Here is a 20,874-nt window from a genome sequence, read left to right on the forward strand (position 1 = left end):
CCGCGGCGATGGCGAACTGCAGGCTGCCGAGCAGCGCCGAGGCGCTACCGGCGTTGGCACGCTGATCGGCCATCGCGCATGCGGTGGCGTTGGGCAGCAGGCAGCCCAGGCACGCCACCGAGCAGAACAGCGGCAGCATCAGCGGCCAGAGCGCATCGGGCTGCACCGCCGCGACCGCTAGCAACACCAGTGCGCTGGCGAAATAGAACCAGACCCAACGCCGCACCCAGTACTCCGGGCCGCGCCAGCGCATCAGCCGCACATTCACCTGCGCCATCAGGATGAAGCCTGCCGCATTGCTGCCGAACAGCCAGGCGTAGTGCTCGCTCGGCACCCCGTACAGCTCGATGAAGACGAACGGCGAACCGGCGATGTAGGCGAACATGCCGCCCATGCACAGCGCGCCGGTGAGCGTGTGGCCGAGGAAGAAGCGGTCGCCGAACAGTCGCCGGTACTGGCCCAGCGCACCGCGCATCGGCGCCGGGGCGTGACCGGCCGGCAGCGTTTCCGGCAACCACAGCGCCACTGCCAGCAGGCAGCCGGCGCCGAACAGCATCAGCGCGACGAAGATCGCCGACCAGCCGTAGGCCAGCAACAGCGCGCCACCAGCCGCCGGGGCGAGGATCGGCGCCAGCCCCATCACCAGCATCAGTTGCGAAAACACCTTGGCGCTGGTCATCGGGTCACACAGGTCGCGCACCACTGCCCGCGAAATCACCATGCCGGCGCAACCGCCGAGCGCCTGGACGAAACGCGCACCGATCAGCCACTCCATCGACGGCGCGAAGGAGCACGCCAGCGACGCCAGGGTAAACAGCGTGACGCCGGCCAGCAGCGGCTTGCGCCGACCGTAGCGATCGGCCAGCGAACCGTAGACCAGCTGCCCGATCGACAAGCCGACAAAATAGGCCGCCAACGACAGCTGGACCTGCTCGACGTCGGTGGCGAAGGCCCGCGCCAATGCCGGGAAGGCTGGCAGGTACATGTCGATGGCCAGAGGACCGAAGGCGCTGAGTGCGCCCAATATCAGGAGAAACCGCAGAGGCATACTGGCTCACAGGAAAGGCGGGGGCGCGACGACGGGTCGCCTGGCGTAGGACCGCGAACGTTTACAGGAATGCCGGATGCTGTTACATACACGCTCGATTGTAAACACTCATCGGCAAGCCGTCGGAGCGTCGCTTTGCTTCGCCTTGCTCTCATCGATCGATCGCTGACGCGGCCCCAGGCCGCCCGGAACCCGAGCCATGCGCCGCACCAAAGAAGACGCGGAGAAGACCCGTATCGCCATTCTGGCCTCCGCCGAACATCTGTTTCTGGACAAGGGCGTGGCCCACACCAGCCTCGACCAGATCGCCCGTGATGCCGGCGTGACGCGCGGCGCGGTGTACTGGCACTTTCAGAACAAGGCCCACCTGTTCCACGAGATGCTCAACCAGGTGCGCCTGCCGCCCGAACAGATCACCGAACGCCTGAACAGCTGCGATGCGCGCTCGCCGCTGGACTCGCTGGTCATCCTGCGCGATCTCACCATCGAGGCGCTGTCGGCGCTCGCCCGGCACGAACAGAAGCGGCGCATCTTCACCATCCTGCTGCACCGTTGCGAATTCACCGACGAATTGCGCGACGCCGAGGAACGCCACCAGGCGTTCATCAACCAGTTCATCGAGCTGTGCGAGAAACTCTTCACCAGCGCCGCGACCTGTCTGCGCCCCGGCGTTACGCCGCGGGTGGCGGCGCTGTCGCTGCACGCGCTGGTGGTCGGCCTGTTCAGCGACTACACGCGCGACAACCAGCTGTTCGACCCGCCCACCGAGGCAGCGGCGCTGATCGATCCGCTGTTCCGCGGCCTGATCGGCGACTGGCCGGAGCAAGCCTGAGCCGCGAAACGCACCTCGAGCCGCCCCGGGCTTGACCTTCCAGCAGGGTCAAGGTTGATCCTGCTGGCAGTTATCGAGGAGTCTCGCCATGTCCACGACCACCTTCACCCTCCCCGTCAGCGGCATGACCTGCGCCAGCTGTGCCGGCCGCGTCGAGCGCGCGCTGCGCAAGGTGCCGGGCGTCACCGCGGCCGCGGTCAACCTGGCCAACGAACAGGTGCGCATCGACGCCGACGGCAGCGAACTCACGACGCTGATCCAGGCGGTGGAAACCGCCGGCTACGGCGTGCCGACCCAGGTGGTTGAACTGACCATCGAAGGCATGACCTGCGCCAGCTGCGTCGGCCGCGTCGAGCGCGCGTTGCTCAAGGTCCCCGGTGTGCGCAGCGCGGCGGTGAATCTGGCCAGTGAACGCGCGCGGGTGGAGCTGCTCGGCACACTGGAGTCGAACGCCCTGATCCAGGCGGTGGAAGGCGCCGGTTACCACGCGCAGCCGATCGAGCAGGCGCAACCGCTCGGTGCCGGCAATGCCGAACAGCGGCTGCGCCGCGAACGCTTGGCCGTGCTGATCGCCCTGCTGCTGGCCGCGCCGCTGGTCATTCCGATGTTCGGCGACCTGTTCGGACTGCACTGGATGCTGCCGGCGTGGATGCAGTTTCTGCTCGCCACGCCAGTGCAGTTCGTTCTCGGTGCGCGTTTCTATGTCGCCGGCTGGAAGGCGCTACGCGCCGGCGCCGGCAACATGGACCTGCTGGTCGCCCTCGGTACCAGCGCCGGCTACGGCCTGAGCCTGTACCAGTGGTGGGCGACGCCGGTCGGGCAGATGCCGCACCTGTACTTCGAGGCCTCGGCGGTGGTGATCGCCCTGGTGCTGCTCGGCAAGTACCTGGAAAGCCGCGCCAAGCGCCAGACCAGCGCGGCGATCCGCGCGCTGGAGGCGCTGCGCCCGGAACGCGCCACGCGCGTCGTCGACGGCCACGAGGAGGATGTCGCCATCGCTGCGCTGCGCCTGGGCGATCGGGTGCTGGTCAAGCCGGGCGAGCGTTTCCCGGTGGATGGTGAGGTGCTCGAAGGCGAAAGCCAGGCCGACGAGGCGCTGATCAGCGGCGAGAGCCTGCCGGTCGACAAGCGTCCCGGCGACCGCATCACCGGCGGCGCGATCAATGGCGAAGGCCGCCTGCTGGTGCGCACCACCGCGCTCGGCGGCGAGACCGTGCTGGCGCGGATCATTCGCCTGGTGGAGGACGCCCAGGCAGCCAAGGCGCCGATCCAGAAGCTGGTGGACAAGGTCAGCCAGGTGTTCGTCCCGGCAGTGCTGGTGATCGCCGTATTCACCCTGCTCGGCTGGCTGCTCGCCGGCGCAGCGCTGGAAACCGCGCTGATCAATGCCGTCGCCGTGCTGGTCATCGCCTGCCCCTGCGCCCTCGGCCTGGCGACCCCCGCGGCGATCATGGCCGGCACCGGGGTGGCGGCGCGTCACGGCATCCTGATCAAGGACGCCGAGGCGCTGGAAGTCGCCCATGCGGTCACGGCGGTGGCCTTCGACAAGACGGGCACGCTCACCTCGGGCAAGCCGCAGATCATCCACCTGCATGCCGTGGACGGCGACGAAGCGCGAATACTGCGCCTGGCCGGCGCCCTGCAGCGAGGCAGCGAACACCCGCTGGCGCGCGCCGTGCTGGAACGCTGCGAAGCCGACGGCATCGCCGTGCCGGATGTGCAGAAGAGCCAGGCCCTGAGCGGTCGTGGCATCGCCGGATCGCTGGACGGCCAGCAGCTGGCGCTGGGCAACCGGCGCATGCTCGAGGAGTACGGCCTGCAGCCGGGTGAGCTGCTGGACACCGCCCAGCGCTGGGAAGCCGAGGGCCGCACCCTCTCCTGGCTGGTGGAGCATACGCCCGAGCCGCGCATCCTCGGCCTGTTCGCTTTCGGTGACAGCCTCAAGGACGGTGCCGCCGCGGCGATTGCCGGGCTCGCGGCACGGCATATCCGCAGCCACCTGATCACCGGCGACAACCGCGGCAGCGCGCGGGTGGTGGCCGAAGCGCTGCACATCGATGACGTGCATGCCGAGGTGCTGCCGGCGGACAAGGCCGCTACCGTGGCGGAGCTGAAGAAAGGCGGCGCCGTGGTGGCGATGGTCGGCGACGGCATCAACGATGCCCCGGCCCTGGCCGCGGCGGACGTCGGCATCGCCATGGGTGGCGGTACCGATGTGGCCATGCACGCCGCCGGCATCACCCTGATGCGCGGCGATCCGCGGCTGGTGCCGGCGGCGCTGGAAATCAGCCGACGCACCTACCGCAAGATCCAGCAGAATCTGTTCTGGGCCTTCATCTACAACCTGGTGGGCATTCCGCTGGCGGCGCTGGGCTTTCTCAGCCCGGTGGTGGCCGGCGCGGCGATGGCGCTGTCGAGCGTCAGCGTGGTGAGCAACGCGCTGCTGCTCAAGCGCTGGAAACCCTGAAACGACGAGCACACGGAGGCAGCATGAATATCGGTCAAGCAGCCGCGCGCAGCGGCCTGTCGGCGAAGATGATCCGCTACTACGAATCCATCGGCCTGATCACTCCGGCCGGGCGCGGCGCCAACGGCTACCGTCGCTACGGCAGCGACGACCTGCACCGCCTGGGCTTCATCAAGCGCGCCCGCGACCTGGGCTTCTCGCTCGAGGAAGTCGGCCGGCTGCTCACGCTCTGGCAGGATCGCCAGCGCGCCAGTGCCGACGTCAAGGCGCTGGCCGCCGGGCATATCGTCGAACTGAACCGCAAGATCGCCGAACTGGTCGGCCTGCGCGACACGTTGCAGGAGCTGGTCGACCACTGCGCCGGCGACGACCGTCCGGACTGCCCGATCCTGCGCGGCATCGAGACGGGCTGTTGTACAGCCAGTACCGGCGCGGAACCGGCGCCACCTGCCGAGCGCTGATCCGAAGCCGCCGGCCAGCCCGCGGCCACACGGGCACCGGCTATTTCTTGCCTTACATTCAAGTTTGCATGTCGACCGCCGACAGCGGGAGCGAAGACACCGGCGGGCCGCTCACAAGGCCGCTCGTTCGGAACGAACTCCTCATCATGGTTGAACTGTCATGCACAACTGGTTTGCAAACATGGGCGTCAGCAGGAAGCTCGCGCTGGGCTTCGGCGCCGTACTCACCCTCACCCTCATCCTCGCGTGGAGCGGCTGGGGCAGCCTGGGCGGCGTCATCCAGCGCAGCGGCTGGATGACCGACATCTCGCTGCTCAACAAGACGCTGACCGACCTGCGCATCGCCCGTCTGCAATTCATGCTGGCCAACGGCGACAGCGAATCGACCGCGCGGCTGGACAACAACCTCGCCGTGTACATCGCCCAGCAGACCGAACTGCTCAATAGCTTCAAGCATCCCGCCGACGCCGCACTGCTCAAGGAGCAGGCCGGTTATAACGCGCAGTACCAGAATTCGCTGAACGACATGCGCCGCGCCTACGCGCAGGCGAACGACGCACGAGCCTCGATCGAAGCCGCCGCCAACCACCTGCACGAGCTGACCGCCGGCATCACCGAAGGCGTGCTGCAGCTGCCGGAGGATGACGCGCAACGCTTCGCCCAGCTGCTCGCCATCACCCGCATCAAAGAAGACGTACAGCGCGCGCAGTACCTGCTGCGCGTCTACATGGCGGCACCCGGCAACGCCGCCGCCCAAGCGGTCTACACGCAGCTCGACGCGGCGCAGGCCAGCATTGCCGAGCAGAGCCTGGCGCTCGATGCGCACCGCCAGGCGATCCAGGGCGTCGCAGCGGCACTCGACCAATACCGCACCACCATCGAGTCGCTGGAAGCGGCCATCCAGGCCATCGCCAAGTCGCGCCAGGAGATGACCGACCAGCAGAAGGAAATCGTGCGCATCAGCGACACGCTCTACCAGTACCAGCTCGATCAGCTCGACAGCGAAAGCGCCGCGGCGCGCAGCCAGCTACTGGTCAGCACCCTGCTCGCGCTGCTGCTCGGCGTGCTCGCGGCGTGGTTGATCACCCGGCAGATCATCCTGCCGCTGCGCGCCACCCTGGCCGACGTCGAGCGCATCGCCTCCGGCGACCTCAGCGCCACCGCGCCGGTTCAGCGGCGCGACGAACTCGGCGTGCTGCAGCGCGGCATCCAGCAGATGGGCGCGACCCTGCGCGAGCTGATCGGCGGCATTCGCGATGGCGTCAGCCAGATCAGCGCCGCCGCCGAAGAGCTGTCCGCCGTCACCCAGCAGACCAGCGCCGGGGTGAACAGCCAGAAGGAAGAAACCGATCAGGTCGCCACCGCCATGCACGAGATGTCGGCCACCGTGCAGGAAGTCGCACGCAACGCCGAACAGGCGGCCCAAGCCGCCACCGACGCGGACAGCGAAGCCCGCGAGGGCGATCGCGTGGTGACCGAGGTGGTCTCGCAAATCGAGCGCATGGCCGAGGCGGTGGAGCGTTCGACCCAGGCAATGACCGCACTGCAGCAAGAGAGCGACAAGATCGGCAGCGTGATGACGGTGATCCGCGCGGTTGCCGAGCAGACCAACCTGCTGGCACTCAACGCTGCCATCGAGGCGGCACGCGCCGGCGAGGCCGGGCGTGGCTTCGCCGTGGTCGCCGACGAGGTGCGCGGGCTGGCGCAACGCACGCAGAAATCCACCGAGGAAATCGAAGGGCTGGTGGCCGCGCTGCAGAACGGCACGCAAGAGGTCGCGACGATCCTGCACACCAGCCGCGACCTCACCGACAGCGGCGTCGAGCTGGCGCGCCGTGCCGGTGCTTCGCTGGGCAGCATCACCCGCACGGTGTCGAACATTCAGGCGATGAACCAGCAGATCGCCGCGGCCGCCGAGGAGCAGAGCGCGGTGGCCGAGGAAATCAGCCGCAGCGTGGTGAATGTGCGCGATGTGTCGGAACAGACCGCCGCCGCCAGCCAGGAAACCGCCGCCTCGAGTACCGAGCTGGCACGACTGGGCGGGCAGTTGCAGACGATGGTGAGCCGCTTCCGGCTCTGAGGACTACGGGGAGGCCGCGAGCAGCGCCGGGCGCCGTCTCGCGGTGAACGCAGCTCAGCTGGCCTGCGATTGCAGGTAGTTCTGCAGACCGATACGGTCGATCAGGCCGAGCTGCTGCTCGAGCCAGTAGGCGTGGTCTTCCTCGGTGTCCTGCAGCTGCGCGGCCAGGATGTCGCGGGTCGCGTAGTCGCCGTGCTGCTCGGCCAGGGCGATGCCCTTGGCCAGCGCGGCGCGGACCTTGTACTCCAGCGCCAGATCGCTGCGCAGCATGTCCGGCACCGTGTGGCCGGGATTGATCGCTTCGGGCGTCATGTCCGGGGTGCCTTCGAGGAACAGGATGCGTTTGAGCAGTGCATCGGCGTGCTCGGTTTCTTCCTGCATCTCGTGGTCGATGCGCTCGTAAAGCCGGCTGAAGCCCCAATCGGCATACATGCGCGAATGCAGGAAGTACTGATCGCGTGCCGCCAGCTCGCCGCGCAGCAGCTCCTTCAGATATTCGACTACCGGTGCCTGGCCTTTCATGGGTTCTCTCCGACGGGATATGCATCACGCGCGCAAGCATCGACGCAGAACCGGCAGCGGTCAAGTTCACCGGTGCCGCGCTGCCAGCGCCACGACGAGTCGTTACAATGCCCGCCCTCATTTTTCGCCAGGCTTGCGCCATGACCCGTTCCGCCCGCCCGTCCCGTGTCGCCATCATCGGCGGCGGCCCCGCCGGCCTGATGGCGGCCGAGGTGCTGAGCCAGGCCGGCGTCTCGGTCGAGCTGTACGACGCCATGCCGTCGGTGGGCCGCAAGTTCCTGCTGGCCGGCGTCGGTGGCATGAACATCACCCATGCCGAGGACTTCGCCACGTTCGTCGGCCGCTATCGCGAACGCGCCGATGCGCTGCGTCCGCTGCTGGAGGCCTTCGGCCCGGATGCGTTGCGCCAATGGATTCACGGCCTGGGTATCGATACCTTCGTCGGCAGTTCCGGCCGCGTGTTTCCCACCGACATGAAGGCCGCGCCGCTGCTGCGCGCCTGGCTCAGGCGTCTGCGCGACAGCGGTGTGCACATCCATACGCGGCATCGCTGGCTGGGCTGGAACGAAAGCGGCCAGCTGCGCATCGCCGGCCCGGATGGCGAGCGCCTGCTCGACGCCGACGCCACCCTGCTCGCCCTCGGCGGTGGCAGCTGGGCGCGGCTGGGCTCCGACGGCGCCTGGGTGCCGCTGTTGCAGGCGCGCGGAGTCACCGTTGCGCCGCTGCGCCCGGCCAATTGCGGTTTCGAGGTGCAAGCCTGGAGCGAGCACCTGCAGCAGAAATTCGCCGGCGCGCCGCTGAAGACCGTCAGCCTCGCGCTGCCTAGCGAAGCCCCGCGCAAAGGCGAGTTCGTGCTCACCGCCAGCGGCATTGAGGGCAGCCTGGTCTACGCACTCTCGGCGCCGATCCGCGCGGCGATCGAGCGCGACGGCGCCGCCACCGTGCTGCTCGATCTGCTGCCCGATCGCAGCCAGGCGCAGATCGCCAATGCACTGGCCAAGCCGCGCGGCTCGCAGTCGCTGGCCAAGCACCTGCATCGCCAGCTCAAGCTCGACGGCGTCAAGGCCGCGCTGCTACGCGAGCTGACCGACGCCGCAACCTTTCAGGACCCGGCGGCGCTGGCCGCGGCCAGCAAGGCGCTGCCGCTCCGCCTGATCCGCACGCGGCCGCTGGACGAGGCGATCAGTAGCGCCGGCGGCGTGCCCTTCGAGGAGCTGGATGCGCAGCTGATGCTCAGGCGGCTGCCCGGGGTGTTCTGCGCCGGCGAGATGCTCGACTGGGAAGCCCCCACCGGCGGCTATCTGCTAACCGCCTGTTTCGCCAGCGGCCGGGCAGCCGCCGCTGGCATGCTGTGCTGGCTGCGCGACCACTAGCCACCTCGCCTGCTCGCCGTTGCGCTGCTAGCTTCAGCTGTACGGGCAAGCGCGCGAGGAGGCTGCCATGGCCGTCAACGCAATTCCGGTGGATCAACGCGTCATCGACATCGACTCCCGACGCTTCGCCTCGATCGAGAAGGCGCTGGTCGAGCTGCTCACCAACAGCGACGACAGTTATGCCCGGCTGGAGGCGGCCGGCGTCGAGGTGTCCGGGCAGTTGCTCATCCAGTACGAACGCCACCGCCGCGGCGCGCTGCTGACGGTCACCGATCAGGCACAGGGCATGCCCTTCGCCACCGCCTACTTCATTCTCAGCTACGGCGGCGCGCACAGCCCGCTAGCCCAGGGCATCGGCGGCGGTCGCGGCTACTTCGGCCGCGGCCTCAAGCAGGCGATCTTCGGCCTCGGTTACGGTTGGCTGGAAACCATCCATGAAGGGCGGCTGTCGCGCATCGAGCTGTTCCGCGCCGAGAATGGCGGCTACCTCTACGACGACGGCGGCCAGGACCGTCCCGTGACCGAGCGCGACCGTGCACGCCTCGGCATCGCCGGCAACGGCACCCGCGTGGCGATCGTCATCGAAAGCAGCCAGGTGAGCATTTCCCAGTACGGCGCGCTGGTCGATTCGCTGGCCAACAACATCTACCTGCGCGATGTGTTGGAGCGTCGACATGTCGAGCTCGCGCATCTGCGCGATGGCGTGGAGATCGAGCGCAGCGGGCGGATCCGTTTCGAGGAGCCGCCGTCGCTGCTGCTGCTCGGCCCCGACCAGCCGGGCGAGTTCCACTGCGACGGGCAGACCTTTTCCTTCAGCGTGACGCTTAAGCGTGCGCTGGACGCACAGCTGGTGCCGCGCGGCGACGAGCGCACCAGCGGCCTGCTGGTGCTGTCGGGCACCGCGGTGCTGGATTGCCAGCTGTTCGACTACGAGAACCAGGTCGGCACCGAATACCTGTTCGGCACGCTGCGCTGTCCGGCGTTGATCGAGCAGCTCGGCCAGGGCGTGGCGGTGATTAGCGACGAACGCGCCGGCCTGAATCCGAAGACACCGCTGGTGGCCGCCTTCGCGCGGGCGGTCAGCCAGTTGATCGCGCCCTTCGTGATGGCCGAGCAGGAAAAGCTCCGCCATCTGGAACGCGCCACCACCTCCGGGCGCACCGCACACATGATCGACCACCTGCTGCAACGCATGAACCAGGCGGCGATCCACGATTTCGGCATCGTCCCGCCGGCAATTGCCGCGGTGAGCGCGTCGGCCGGCGCTGGCGAGCCTGTCGCGGCGCTGCGCTTCAGCACGCCGTTCTATTACCGTTCGCCGGAGCACCCGTTCCACGTCCGCCTGCTGTTCGATCGGCAGCAATTGCCCGACGACACCATCCTGCAGGTCGAGGCCTCGCTCAGCGAAGGCCTGCGTATCGATCCGCCACCGGCCGCGGTCGAACTGCGGAGCCTGGGCGAAGCGCCGTATCTGCAATGGACGGTCAGCGGCCAGTCCAGCGCCGAGCGTGGCGAGATCGTCGTGCGTGCCGGCAGCTATCTGGCCTGGTGCGAGATCGTCATCGCCGAACACGCAGCGGCGCATATCCATCACCACAAAACGCCACACCCGCCGATCGGGAAACACCGCCCCGCCCGCGATCACGGCGAAGCCATGTTCACCGGCTACGAGTTCCGCTACCTGGGCGAAAACATGGACCGCGCCGTGTACGGCGCGGCGGAGCGCAAGATCCTGATCAACACCGCCGCGCCCACCGTGCAGCTGTACGTCGACGGCCACGGCAACTTCCGCGACTCTGCCCGCCTGCTGCTGGCCGAACTGTTCATGGACGTGATCGCCGAGGAGCTGGCGCGCTGGAAGCTCGGCAAGTCGGGACAGGCCGGCGATGTCGCGGCATTCCATGCGGCCAAGGGCGAGATCATCCGTCGCTACGGCAGCGACATCCACCTGTCGTTCATGCGCGGCTGAGGCGCGGTGGCGGCCCGAAGGCCGCCGTTCGGTGCCTACATCTTCATCACGATGCGGCCTTCGATACGACCGGCGCGCATGTCGTCGAGGATCCGGTTGATGTTGTCGAGGCTGTCGGTATGGATAGTCGCCTTGACCAGCCCTTCGCCGGCGAAATCCAGCGCCTCCTGCAGGTCGGCGCGGGTGCCGACGATGGAGCCGGTGATGCTGATCGCCTTGAGCACCACGTCGAAGATCGGCGTCGGAAAATCCCCCGGCGGCAGGCCGACCAGCGCCACGGTGCCGCGCCGGCGCGCCATGCCGATGGCCTGGCCGAAGGCGCTGTTGGACACCGCCGTGACCAGCACGCCATGGGCGCCGCCGATGTCGCGCTGCACCACTTCCACCGGATTTTCCGTGCGTGCATTGATGGTCAGGTTGGCCCCCAGGCGCTTGGCCAGTTCCAGCTTGGCATCGTCGACATCCACCGCCACCACGTGCAGCCCCATCGCCTTGGCGTACTGCACCGCGACATGGCCGAGGCCGCCGATACCGGAGATCGCCACCCACTGCCCGGGCCGCGCGCCGGTCACCTTCAAGCCCTTGTAGACGGTAACGCCAGCGCAGAGGATCGGCGCGATCTCGTCGAACTCGACGTTCTTCGGCAGGATGCCCACGTAGTTCGGGTCCGCCAGCACGTATTCGGCATAGCCGCCGTTGACCGAGTAACCGGTGTTCTGCTGACTTTCGCAGAGGGTTTCCCAGCCGGTCAGGCAGTGCTCGCAGCAACCGCAGGCGGTGTACAGCCAGGGCACGCCGACCCGGTCGCCTTCCTTCACCCGCGTCACGCCGGCACCGACTGCAGCCACATGGCCGACGCCTTCATGGCCTGGAATGAACGGCAGCGCCGGCTTCACCGGCCAGTCGCCTTCGGCCGCATGCAGGTCGGTGTGACACACACCGGAGGCGGCGATCTTTACCAGAATCTGGCCGGGGCCGGGCAGCGGCACCTTGACTTCCTCGAGGCGCAGCGGCTCGCCGAAGGCATGTACCACCGCGGCTTTCATGGTCTGGGTCATCGGTTGACTCCTTGAGATAGGACGTACGGGCCTGCGTCGGCAGGCCGGACCAAGCCTAGACCTCAATCGCCTACCGCGTGATGACGCAAACCGTCGCAGGCACGCTCAACAAATCACCCTTGCACGGCCCGCGCGCGACCCGTGCCGTGGACAAGGCTGCGCCGTTTCCGCGCGCCAGGCCGATCAGCGCTTCTTCGCCGGCTTGCCGCCGCCCAGACTCGGCACCTTGCGGATGGGTTTGGCGTTGGGCTTTTCGTTCTCGTCGAACCAGTTGCCGAGGTGGATCTTGCCCTTGCCGGCGGCGTCCTTGGGCTTCTTCGGTTTCTTCGGCTTCTTGATGATCTGCCCGCCGAGGGTGGTGGTCGGCACGCGATGGTCCGGCACGAAGCCCAGCTCGTCGTGGCGCGGCAGCACCTGGTTGATCAGCGTTTCGATGGCCGCCAGCTGATCGACTTCATCGGCGCTGACCAGCGAGATCGCCTCGCCCGAGGCGCCGGCGCGGCCGGTGCGGCCGATGCGGTGCACGTAGTCCTCGGCGACGGTCGGCAGGTCGAAGTTGACCACCTGCGGCAGGTCATGGATGTCCAGCCCACGGGCGGCGACGTCGGTGGCGACGAGAATCTGCACCTCGCCGGCCTTGAAGCGCTCCAGCGCGCGCAGACGCGACGCCTGCGGCTTGTCGCCGTGGATCGCATCGCTGGAAATGCCCTGCGCCTGCAGCTCGTCCACCAGCTGATCGACGCCCTTGCGCGTCTTCACGAATACCAGCACCTGGCCCCAGCGCTTGTCCGCGAGCAGATGCAGGAACAGCTCGCTCTTGCGCTTCTTGTCCACCGGCACCAGCCACTGCTTGACCGTCTTCGCCGCCGCGTTGCGCGGGCTGACCTCGATCGACAGCGGATCGCGCAGCAGCTCGCGGGCCAGCTGGCGGATCGCCTCGGAAAAGGTCGCGGAGAACAGCAGGGTCTGGCGCCTCTTCGGCAAGGCGCAGAACAGCTGATCCAGCTCGTCGGCGAAACCGAGGTCGAGCATGCGGTCGGCCTCGTCGAGCACCAGCGCCTGCAGCTGGGCGAAGCCCACGGCGTTCTGCCGATAGAGATCGAGCAGACGACCGGGGGTCGCCACCAGCACGTCGATGCCCTTGCGCAGCGCCATCATCTGCGGGTTGATGCTGACCCCGCCGTACACCGCGTAGGTGCGCAGCGGCAGGTTCTGCCCGTAGACACGAAAGCTCTCGTGCACCTGCTCGGCCAGCTCGCGGGTCGGCACCAGCACCAGCGCGCGTACCGAATTGCTCGCCACCTTGGCACCTTCCATGGTCAGGCGCTGCAGCAACGGCAGGGCGAAACCGGCGGTCTTGCCGGTACCCGTCTGCGCCGCCGCCATCAGGTCGCGGCCCTTGAGCACGGCGGGAATGGCTTCGGCCTGCACCGGCGTCGGCTTGCGGTAGTCGAGGGTTTCCAGGGTTCGCAGCAGCGGATCGATCAGGCCCAGGGAGGCGAAGGTCATGGCAGGCTCGCAGCGCCGATTCGGCGGGTGAAAAAGCGCGGATTCTAACAGGCTGCGCCTTGTCTCCGTGGCGCATCTGCGGCCGCGTACCTCGTTCGATCAGCTTGTGTTTTACCCGCATGCGGCCGTATGGTTCGCGCGATTTCTTATCCGCCCAGGTGTGCACGACCGCAAGGTCCGCATTAAACGGGAAGCCGGTGCGCTCGCGAGAGCAAGGCCGGCGCTGCCCCCGCAACGGTAATCGACCGCGATCCAGCCGGATCGCCGTCCGCTCGACAGCCACTGTGTTCCGACATGGGAAGGCGAGCGCGATGAGCGTCGAAAGCCCGGAGACCGGCCTGGTGGATTCGACGGGTGTTGCGGAGGGCAGCACCGTCAAGCGCGGCCGTCTGCCTTTCGCCCCCGCTTGTTCCTGCCCTCCTCGAAAGCTGTGATCTTTTGAGGAATTCCAAGAATGAAACTGTCCCGACTTGCCCTGGCCGTGGCGCTGCTGCCTGGCACGCAGGTGTTTGCCGACACTACCGACGCCAACAGCTACCAGCTGCCCAACATGCTGGTGACTTCCGCGCGCCAGGCCGAGCCTCGCGCCACCGCCACCGCCGCCAACACCGTGTTCACCCGCGCCGATATCCAGCGCCTGCAGGCACGCAGCGTGCCGGAACTGCTGCGCCGGGTGCCGGGCGTGACCGTCGGCAGCGCCGGCGGCCTGCCGTCGCTGTCGCTGCGCGGCACCGGCACCGCGCAGACGCTGGTGCTGCTCGATGGTCAGCGCATTTCCTCGGCCACCAGCGGCTTCGCCCGTCTCGATTACCTGGCGATCGACAATATCGAGCGCGTCGAAGTGATCCGCGGCCCGCGCTCGTCACTCTATGGTGCCGATGCGATCGGCGGCGTCATCCAGATCTTCACGCGCAGCGGCAAGCCCGGAGTGAAGCCGGAAATCCGCCTCGCGGCCGGCAGCGACCAGACCTTCCAGCGCAGCCTGAGCCTGGCGGCTGGCACCGAGCAGACCCGCGTCCATCTCGGCGCGAGCCTCGACGAGCGCGACGGCTTCGACATCAGCCGCGACAACCACGGTGCCGACAGCGACGACGACGGCCAGCGTGCGCAGGCACTGCACCTGAAGCTGGATCACCAGCTCAATGCCGACTGGCAGGCGGGCCTCAGCCTCAACGATCAACGCGGCGAGAACGAATACGACGATGCCTACGACTTCGCCCCGGGCACACCGCAGGACGAGTTTCGTGTCAGCAGCTACAGCGGTTACCTGAACGGTCAGCTGACCGACGTCTGGAACAGCCGTCTGGAACTGGGCCGCAGCTTCGACCGCAACAAGGTGGTCGGCGCCAGCAGTCCCTGGAACAACGGCTTTCTGGAAACCACACGGCATTCGGCGGCCTGGATAAACCGGCTGCAACTGAGCGAACGCCAGCAGTTGAGTCTGGGCAGCGACTGGTACGAAGACCGTCTCGACGCATCCACCGCCTATCAGGAAGACAGCCGCGACAACCTGGCCTTCTTCGCCCAGCACAGCTTCCAGGGCGACCGTTTCGGTACCGAACTCGGCCTGCGTCACGATGACAATCAACAGTTCGGCAGCCACAACAGCTGGAATGCCGCGTTCAGCCTGCCGGTGGGTGAGTCGCAGCGCTGGGTCCTCAGCTACGGCGAAGGTTTTCGCGCGCCGACCTTCACCGACCTCTATTACCCCGGAATGGGCAATGCCGGCCTGAGCCCCGAAACGTCGAAGACCTACGAGCTGCAATGGCGCGCCGACCTGGAAGGCACTCGGCTGGAGGCCTCGGTCTACCGCACCGACGTGGAAGACCTGATTGCCTGGAACAGTGCCGCCAACCGCCCGGAGAACATCAGCCAGGCGCGGATCAACGGCTTCGAGGCCAGCGTGGCTCGCGAACTGCTGGGCTGGCAGGCCAGTCTGGGCGTGAGCGTCATTGATCCGCGTGATCGCGACAGCGGTCATGCCCTGCCCCGCCGTGCCAAGCGCACGCTCAGTATCGACCTCGATCGCGAATTCGGCAGCCTGTCGGCCGGCGCCGGCTGGCACGTCGCCAGCGCACGCCAGGACAATGCGGCCAATACCCGCGAGCTGGCCGGCTACGGCGTCTTCGATCTGCGCGCGGGCTGGCAGAGCCACCCCGAGCTGCTCTGGGAGGCCAAGGTCAACAACCTGTTCGACCGCGAATATACGCTGGCAACCTACGACCGCCCCACCGGCCCAGGCTGGACCGATCCGGTGCTGAACTACGGTTATCGCGAAGCCGGACGCACCGTCCTGTTCGCCATGACCTGGACCCCTTCGCTCTAAGCGGAATGCGGGCGCGCCCTCACGGCGCCGCCCGCGCCATCGCTTCGCAGAGCTTCCCGATCGCGCCCAGCATCTGGAAGCTCGGCCGCTCCAGCCCCTTGTCCGGCACGGCGAGCAAGCGCCCGCTACGCACCGCACTGAGCTGCGGCCAGGCTTTCCAGCTCTCCAGTTCGGCACCGCTGCCGCCGAGGATCACCTCGGGATCGCGTGCCAGCACGGCTTCGACGCTCACCTGCGGCGCCGGCAGCTGAAGGTCGGCGAACACGTTCACCCCACCACATACCTCGATCGCCTCGCTGATGATCTGCGGGCCGCCGAGCGTATACAGCGGGCGATGCCAGACCTGATAGAAGACCCGCAGCGGCGGCGTGCGCGCGTATTGCTGACGCAGCTGCGCCAGGCCGTGGCGAAAGCGCTCGGCCAGCTGGACGCCTTGCTCGACGCGGTCGACGGCGCGGCCGATCAGCGCGAACTGTTCGGCCAGTTGCTCGAGCCGCGACGGCTCGACCACCAGCAGCGGGATGCCAAGCTGCTGCAACTGCTGACGCTGGCCGCGCGCAATGCTGTCGGGCCAGAGCAGCACCAGATCGGGACGCAGGCTGAGCAGCGTTTCCAGCTCCACCTGGCCGTAGCGACCGACCGATTGCACGCCAGCCAGCGCCGGCGGACGCTCGCCGCCATCGAGCACGCCGACCAGCCGATCGCCGGCATCGAGTTCGAGCATGATTTCGCTGAGCGAGGGCGCCAGGCTCACCACCCGCTGTGCCGCGCTCGCCGAAAGCGGCACCAGCAACAGCGCGACGAACCACAACAGGCGCATCAGCGCAGCTGCCGCGGAATGCGATAGAGGATGAGCAAGCTAAGGCTGCCGAGCACCAGCAGCAGGCGCGCCACCGGTTCCATGCCGAGCAGCGCGCCGACCGCCGCCAGCCAGGCCGGCAATGACGCGATCAGCAGCGCGCGACGGCGAATACGCCGCAGCTGCGCCCAGGCCGCCGACTCGGCGCTGTCACCCAGCGCCTGCTCCGTGGCGATCAGCGCATGTTTGAAGCGGGTGAAAGCCGGCAGGCTGAAGAACAGCGAAGCGAGGCCGGCGGCGAACAACACCAGCCCCCCGTTGCCCAGCTGCAGCCCGGTGCGACCAAGCAGCAGCGCCGGCAGCACCATCAGCGCAGCATGCAGCCAGCCCTCGCGGGCGAGCTGGCGGCGGACAGCAGCGCGATTCACGACTGCTCGGCTTCGCCCTGATGAATCTCGCCGAGCATGTGGCCGAGCTTGCCGGCCTTGGTCGCGAGGTATTTGCGGTTGTGCGGATTGTGCGCGATCTGCAGCGGCTTGCGCTCGGCCACGCGGATACCGAAGCCCTGCAGCGCCTTGACCTTGCGCGGGTTGTTGGTCATTAGCTTGACCTCGACGATACCCAGGTGCTCGAGCATCGGCAGGCAGATGCCGTAGTCGCGCATGTCCGGCGCGAATCCCAGACGCTCGTTGGCCTCGACGGTGTCGGCGCCGCCGTCCTGCAGTTCATAGGCGCGAATCTTGTTCAGCAGGCCAATGCCACGACCTTCCTGGCGCAAGTAGAGCAGCACGCCACGGCCCTCCTCGGCGATGGCACGCATGGCCGCCTCGAGCTGGAAGCCGCAATCGCAGCGCAGGCTGAACAGCGCGTCGCCAGTCAGACATTCGGAGTGCAGCCGCCCCAGCACCGGCTTGCCATCAGCCACGTCGCCCAGGGTCAGCGCGACATGTTCCTTGCCGGTGTCCTGGTCGAGAAATCCATGCATGGTGAACACACCGAACGGCGTCGGCAGTTTGGAAGCGGCGACGAACACGACAGACACGGGCGGAAGTCCCAGAGAGGAAAAAGGCGGATATTGTAACACTAACTGGACGGCGCAAAGGGCGAGCGTAATCGGCCAAATGTAATCCGAATCGATGCCCCGACGCCTTCCGGCCGGACTGCACAACGCTCATCCGCCGGTGACGGATCGCCCGCGCTAGATTTTCGACTCCAGCCGGAGCACACCCTGATCCTCGCGCCAGCTGACCCGGCCAAGGAAGCTCATGCCCAGCAGGGCCTCGCTGGGCGATTCGCCCTCGAGCACGACCGCTTCGACGCCCAGCACGTCGATGCTGCCGACCTTGACGCTGTTCAGGCGCACGCGCCAGGCCTTGGCCGTACCGCTGGCGGTGTTGACCAGCAGCGGCTGGCCGGCGGCCCGGTAATCGATGCCCAGCCGCCGCGCCTGGTTTTCGTTGATGGCGACCGAGGTCGCTCCGGTATCGACAAGGAACTGCACCGGCTGGCCATTGATCGATCCGGCGATCCAGTAATGTCCGCCCACGCCTTTGGCCACGCTGAGCTGAGTCTTTTCCGGTGCGGCATAGCCGGCGCCGCTGTACTCGCGACTCAGGCCGTAGCTGCGCTCGACGCCGCCGACGCGCAGCACCGCACCGCGCGAATCGGCACTCACCACTTCGACGCCGCCGGGCCCGGTCTGACCGACCCGGACCAACTTGCGCTGGCCATCGACGTTCAGCACCGCGGCGCCGGGAAACAGCCCGACCACCTGCACCATCGGCGCAGACACCGCCAGCGACGGCAACAGCAGCAGGCCTGCGAGAAGAAGTTCAAAGCGACGCATGGAAGTCCTTGAAAGGAGACGTTGGACGGGCCGGGCAATCTTCCGCCAGCCGCGCGGAGGATTCAGCGAGCCGCCGCACACTTGATCACGCCAGCAGCGCCACCAGCCCCTGCATCGCCGCCCAGGCAGCGGCGCCGGCGAGAATGTCGTCGAGCATGATGCCGATGCCGCCGTGCACATGGCGGTCGACCCAACTGATCGGCCAGGGCTTGGCGATGTCCATCACGCGGAACACCACGAAGCCGAGCAGCAGCCAGTGCCAGCCTTGCGGTGCCAGCCAGAAGGTCATCCAGATGCCGACGAACTCGTCCCAGACGATGCCCTCGTGGTCGTGCACGCCCAGCTCGCGCGCCACCTTGCCGCACAGCCAGATACCGAACAGCATGCTCAGCACCAGCAGCACGCCATAGCCCCAGCCCGGCAGCAGCTGCCACAGCGGCACGAACGGCAGCGCCACCAGCGAGCCCCAGGTGCCAGGCGCCTTTGGCATCAGACCGGAGCCGAAGCCGAACGCCAGGTTGTGCCAGGGATTGGACCAGACCAGGACTTGCGGCTTGGCCGCGAGCGGCGAGGAGTCAGTCAAGACGGCGTTCCTTTTCTGAGCGCGCTGGCGCAACGACGCTATGCATGGAAATGGTTGTAACCACGCGAGGACACGGGTAGTTCGTTGCCCGCCGCATCGACCAGCTGCACGCCCTGCCCGACCGTGACGCAGCCGATGACATGCACCGGCCATTGGGCGTCCTGCAGCGCCGCCAGCTCGGCGGGCGGCAGGGTGAAGGCCAGCACGTAGTCGTCACCACCGGCGAGCGCGCAGCGCAGCGCCTCGGCGGTACCGGCGAGGCGCTGCAGCGGCGTGGACAGCGGCACCCGCTCGCGCTCGATCCGCAGCGCGACGCTCGACGCCTTGGCGATATGCCCGCAGTCGGCGAGTAGCCCGTCGGAGATATCCAGCGCCGCCGTGGCCCGCCCGCGCAGCGCCTCGCCCAGCGCCAGCTGCGGCTGTGGCGACCAGTAGCGCGCCAGCAGATGCTCGGCGACGTCCGCATCGGCCTCGGCCTGCCCCAGCACCAGCGGCAAGGCGCCGGCGGCCTCTCCGAGCACGCCGCCGACGCAGAGCAGATCGCCGACCTGCGCGCCGGATCGAACCAGCGCCTGCCCGGCCGGCACCCGGCCGAACACGGTGACGGTCAGGCACAACGGCCCGCGGGTGGTATCGCCGCCGATCAGACGCAGGCTGCAGTCGAGCGCCATCGCATCCAGCCCGCGGGCGAATTCGGCCAGCCAGAGCGCGTCGGCGGCAGGCAGCGTCAGGGCCAGGGTGAAGCCGATGGGCGTCGCGCCCATGCCCGCAAGATCGCTGGCGGCAACTGCCAGTGCGCGCTGGCCGAGCAGGAACGGATCGCAGGAATCGGGGAAATGCACCCCGGCGACCAGGGTATCGGTGGACACGGCCAGCTGTTCGCCGGTGGGAATGTCCAGCAGGGCGCAATCGTCACCGATGCCCAGCACGACTTCGCCGCCGGCCCTGGCGCAAGCGGCGGCGGCGAAGTAGTGACGGATCAGCTCGAACTCACCCAGCAAGGCGAGCAGCCCTCAGCGCTTGTGGTTGCGCACTTCGGCGCTGCGCAGAGTAGGCGCCAGCTTGTCCAGCACGCCGTTGACGAACTTGTGCCCGTCGGTGGCGCCATAGACCTTGGCCAGCTCGATGCCTTCGTTGATGACCACGCGGTACGGCACGTCGACGCGCTGCATCAGCTCGTAGGTGGACAGGCGCAGGATCGCCAGCTCGACCGGGTCCAGCTCGTCCAGTGGACGATCGAGGTTCGGCTCGATGGCCTGATCGACTTCGGTCTTCTTGCGCGCGACGCCGTTGAGCAGTTCGTGGAAGTAGGCACCGTCGACACCGCTGAAATCGTTGTCGACGCGGAACTGCGCTTCGATTTCGTTGAGGCTCTGACCGGCCATGTGCCACTGGTACAGCGCCTGCATCGCCAGGCTCCGCGCCACCCGGCGGGTAGCGATCTTGCCCTTGGCCTTGGGCTGCGGAGCGTCCTGGCTATCGTCGTGATTCAGGCTCACTTCGCCTCCAGCTGCGACAGCAGGCTCACCATTTCCAGTGCGGAAAGTGCGGCTTCGGCGCCCTTGTTGCCGGCCTTGGTGCCGGAGCGCTCGATAGCCTGTTCGATGGAGTCGACGGTCAGCACGCCGAAGGCGACCGGTACGCCGAACTCCATGGAGACCTGAGCCAGACCCTTGGTGCATTCGCCGGCAACGTATTCGAAGTGCGGCGTGCCGCCACGAATGACCGCGCCGAGGGCGACGATGGCGTCGTATTCGCCCTGTTGGGCGACTTTCTGCGCGACCAGCGGAATCTCGAAGGCACCCGGTGCACGGATGATAGTGATGTCGTTCTCGCTGACGCCGTGGCGAACCAGCGCGTCGACCGCGCCGCTGACCAGGCTCTCGACGACGAAGCTGTTGAAGCGGCCTACGACCAGGGCGTACTTGCCCTGCGGGGCGATGAAGGTTCCTTCGATGGTCTTCAGGGGCATGGGTGCTTTCTCATCTCTTTAAAGAACGA

General features: G+C 67.7%; 19 protein-coding genes, 1 pseudogene and 1 riboswitch. Of the genes and pseudogenes, 8 read left to right on the forward strand and 12 right to left on the reverse strand.

All coding sequences use genetic code 11. The annotated features are described in order from the left end of the window. A partial coding sequence (locus tag U8L64_RS01065; RefSeq protein ID WP_333392875.1) for a multidrug effflux MFS transporter occupies positions 1–1,048 on the reverse strand: 1,048 nt, incomplete at its 3' end. A gap of 199 nt (positions 1,049–1,247) precedes the next feature. Between U8L64_RS01065 and U8L64_RS01070 the strand changes: the two genes are divergently transcribed. The 5 genes and pseudogenes from U8L64_RS01070 to U8L64_RS20265 all read left to right on the forward strand — a co-directional run bounded on the left by U8L64_RS01070 (position 1,248) and on the right by U8L64_RS20265 (position 6,888). Beyond that, complete coding sequence (locus U8L64_RS01070) at positions 1,248–1,880, forward strand: TetR family transcriptional regulator (protein ID WP_077682557.1); 633 nt, start codon at positions 1,248–1,250, stop codon at positions 1,878–1,880. Positions 1,881–1,968: 88 nt separating this feature from the next. Continuing rightward, a complete protein-coding gene (locus U8L64_RS01075) occupies positions 1,969–4,347 on the forward strand; it encodes a heavy metal translocating P-type ATPase (protein ID WP_333392879.1) in 2,379 nt (792 codons plus the stop codon). A 23-nt stretch (positions 4,348–4,370) separates the two neighbouring features. Continuing rightward, the gene (gene cueR / locus U8L64_RS01080; RefSeq protein WP_054093444.1) at positions 4,371–4,808 is read left to right on the forward strand and encodes a Cu(I)-responsive transcriptional regulator; all 438 of its coding nucleotides are present in this window, start codon (positions 4,371–4,373) and stop codon (positions 4,806–4,808) included. Between the two features lie 295 nt (positions 4,809–5,103). Then, positions 5,104–5,985 (forward strand): annotated as a pseudogene (locus tag U8L64_RS20260) (methyl-accepting chemotaxis protein); the annotation flags it as partial. A 198-nt stretch (positions 5,986–6,183) separates the two neighbouring features. Further along, on the forward strand, positions 6,184–6,888 hold the full coding sequence (locus U8L64_RS20265; protein ID WP_442965260.1) for a methyl-accepting chemotaxis protein: 705 nt from the start codon (positions 6,184–6,186) through the stop codon (positions 6,886–6,888). A 54-nt stretch (positions 6,889–6,942) separates the two neighbouring features. On the opposite strand, the gene bfr is transcribed toward U8L64_RS20265, so the two are convergent. Continuing rightward, positions 6,943–7,410, reverse strand: coding sequence for a bacterioferritin (bfr, locus tag U8L64_RS01090; protein ID WP_008570553.1), 468 nt, complete (start codon positions 7,408–7,410; stop codon positions 6,943–6,945). Between the two features lie 140 nt (positions 7,411–7,550). On the opposite strand from bfr, the gene U8L64_RS01095 reads away from it, so the two are divergent. Together U8L64_RS01095 and U8L64_RS01100 are read left to right on the forward strand one after the other, a co-directional pair. Next, a complete protein-coding gene (locus tag U8L64_RS01095; RefSeq protein ID WP_333392885.1) occupies positions 7,551–8,783 on the forward strand; it encodes a TIGR03862 family flavoprotein in 1,233 nt (410 codons plus the stop codon). Between the two features lie 67 nt (positions 8,784–8,850). Then, a complete protein-coding gene (locus U8L64_RS01100; protein WP_333392887.1) occupies positions 8,851–10,752 on the forward strand; it encodes an ATP-binding protein in 1,902 nt (633 codons plus the stop codon). A 35-nt stretch (positions 10,753–10,787) separates the two neighbouring features. Here the strand turns inward: U8L64_RS01100 and adhP are convergent, their stop codons facing one another. Together adhP and U8L64_RS01110 are read right to left on the reverse strand one after the other, a co-directional pair. Beyond that, complete coding sequence (adhP, locus tag U8L64_RS01105; protein WP_333392889.1) at positions 10,788–11,810, reverse strand: alcohol dehydrogenase AdhP; 1,023 nt, start codon at positions 11,808–11,810, stop codon at positions 10,788–10,790. A 183-nt stretch (positions 11,811–11,993) separates the two neighbouring features. Then, complete coding sequence (locus tag U8L64_RS01110; RefSeq protein WP_054093438.1) at positions 11,994–13,319, reverse strand: DEAD/DEAH box helicase; 1,326 nt, start codon at positions 13,317–13,319, stop codon at positions 11,994–11,996. Positions 13,320–13,458: 139 nt separating this feature from the next. Next, positions 13,459–13,675: riboswitch (cobalamin riboswitch) on the forward strand. Between the two features lie 98 nt (positions 13,676–13,773). On the opposite strand from U8L64_RS01110, the gene U8L64_RS01115 reads away from it, so the two are divergent. Then, positions 13,774–15,645, forward strand: coding sequence for a TonB-dependent receptor domain-containing protein (locus U8L64_RS01115; protein ID WP_333392892.1), 1,872 nt, complete (start codon positions 13,774–13,776; stop codon positions 15,643–15,645). 19 nt (positions 15,646–15,664) lie between these two features. Here the strand turns inward: U8L64_RS01115 and U8L64_RS01120 are convergent, their stop codons facing one another. From U8L64_RS01120 to ribH, 8 genes are all read right to left on the reverse strand, one after another. Then, positions 15,665–16,465, reverse strand: coding sequence for a cobalamin-binding protein (locus U8L64_RS01120; RefSeq protein WP_054093436.1), 801 nt, complete (start codon positions 16,463–16,465; stop codon positions 15,665–15,667). Beyond that, a complete protein-coding gene (locus U8L64_RS01125) occupies positions 16,465–16,872 on the reverse strand; it encodes a hypothetical protein (RefSeq protein ID WP_333392895.1) in 408 nt (135 codons plus the stop codon). The genes U8L64_RS01120 and U8L64_RS01125 overlap by 1 nt, the downstream gene beginning before the upstream one ends. After that, a complete protein-coding gene (ribA, locus tag U8L64_RS01130) occupies positions 16,869–17,486 on the reverse strand; it encodes a GTP cyclohydrolase II (protein ID WP_043298068.1) in 618 nt (205 codons plus the stop codon). The genes U8L64_RS01125 and ribA overlap by 4 nt, the downstream gene beginning before the upstream one ends. A gap of 156 nt (positions 17,487–17,642) precedes the next feature. Beyond that, a complete protein-coding gene (locus tag U8L64_RS01135) occupies positions 17,643–18,290 on the reverse strand; it encodes a retropepsin-like aspartic protease family protein (protein ID WP_054093434.1) in 648 nt (215 codons plus the stop codon). Positions 18,291–18,375: 85 nt separating this feature from the next. Next, positions 18,376–18,873: a phosphatidylglycerophosphatase A family protein gene (locus tag U8L64_RS01140; RefSeq protein ID WP_054093433.1), complete on the reverse strand. Its 498-nt coding sequence runs from the start codon at positions 18,871–18,873 to the stop codon at positions 18,376–18,378. Positions 18,874–18,911: 38 nt separating this feature from the next. Beyond that, positions 18,912–19,874 carry a thiamine-phosphate kinase gene (gene thiL / locus U8L64_RS01145; RefSeq protein WP_054093432.1) on the reverse strand — a complete coding sequence of 321 codons (963 nt, stop codon included), beginning with the start codon at positions 19,872–19,874 and terminating at the stop codon, positions 18,912–18,914. A 12-nt stretch (positions 19,875–19,886) separates the two neighbouring features. Then, the gene (nusB, locus tag U8L64_RS01150) at positions 19,887–20,366 is read right to left on the reverse strand and encodes a transcription antitermination factor NusB (RefSeq protein ID WP_431978468.1); all 480 of its coding nucleotides are present in this window, start codon (positions 20,364–20,366) and stop codon (positions 19,887–19,889) included. Between the two features lie 2 nt (positions 20,367–20,368). Next, positions 20,369–20,845, reverse strand: coding sequence for a 6,7-dimethyl-8-ribityllumazine synthase (gene ribH / locus U8L64_RS01155; protein ID WP_003289143.1), 477 nt, complete (start codon positions 20,843–20,845; stop codon positions 20,369–20,371). Positions 20,846–20,874 lie beyond the last annotated feature (29 nt).

Source organism: Pseudomonas sp. FIP_A4, from assembly GCF_036701605.1.
In the GTDB taxonomy this organism is placed as follows: domain Bacteria; phylum Pseudomonadota; class Gammaproteobacteria; order Pseudomonadales; family Pseudomonadaceae; genus Stutzerimonas; species Stutzerimonas phenolilytica.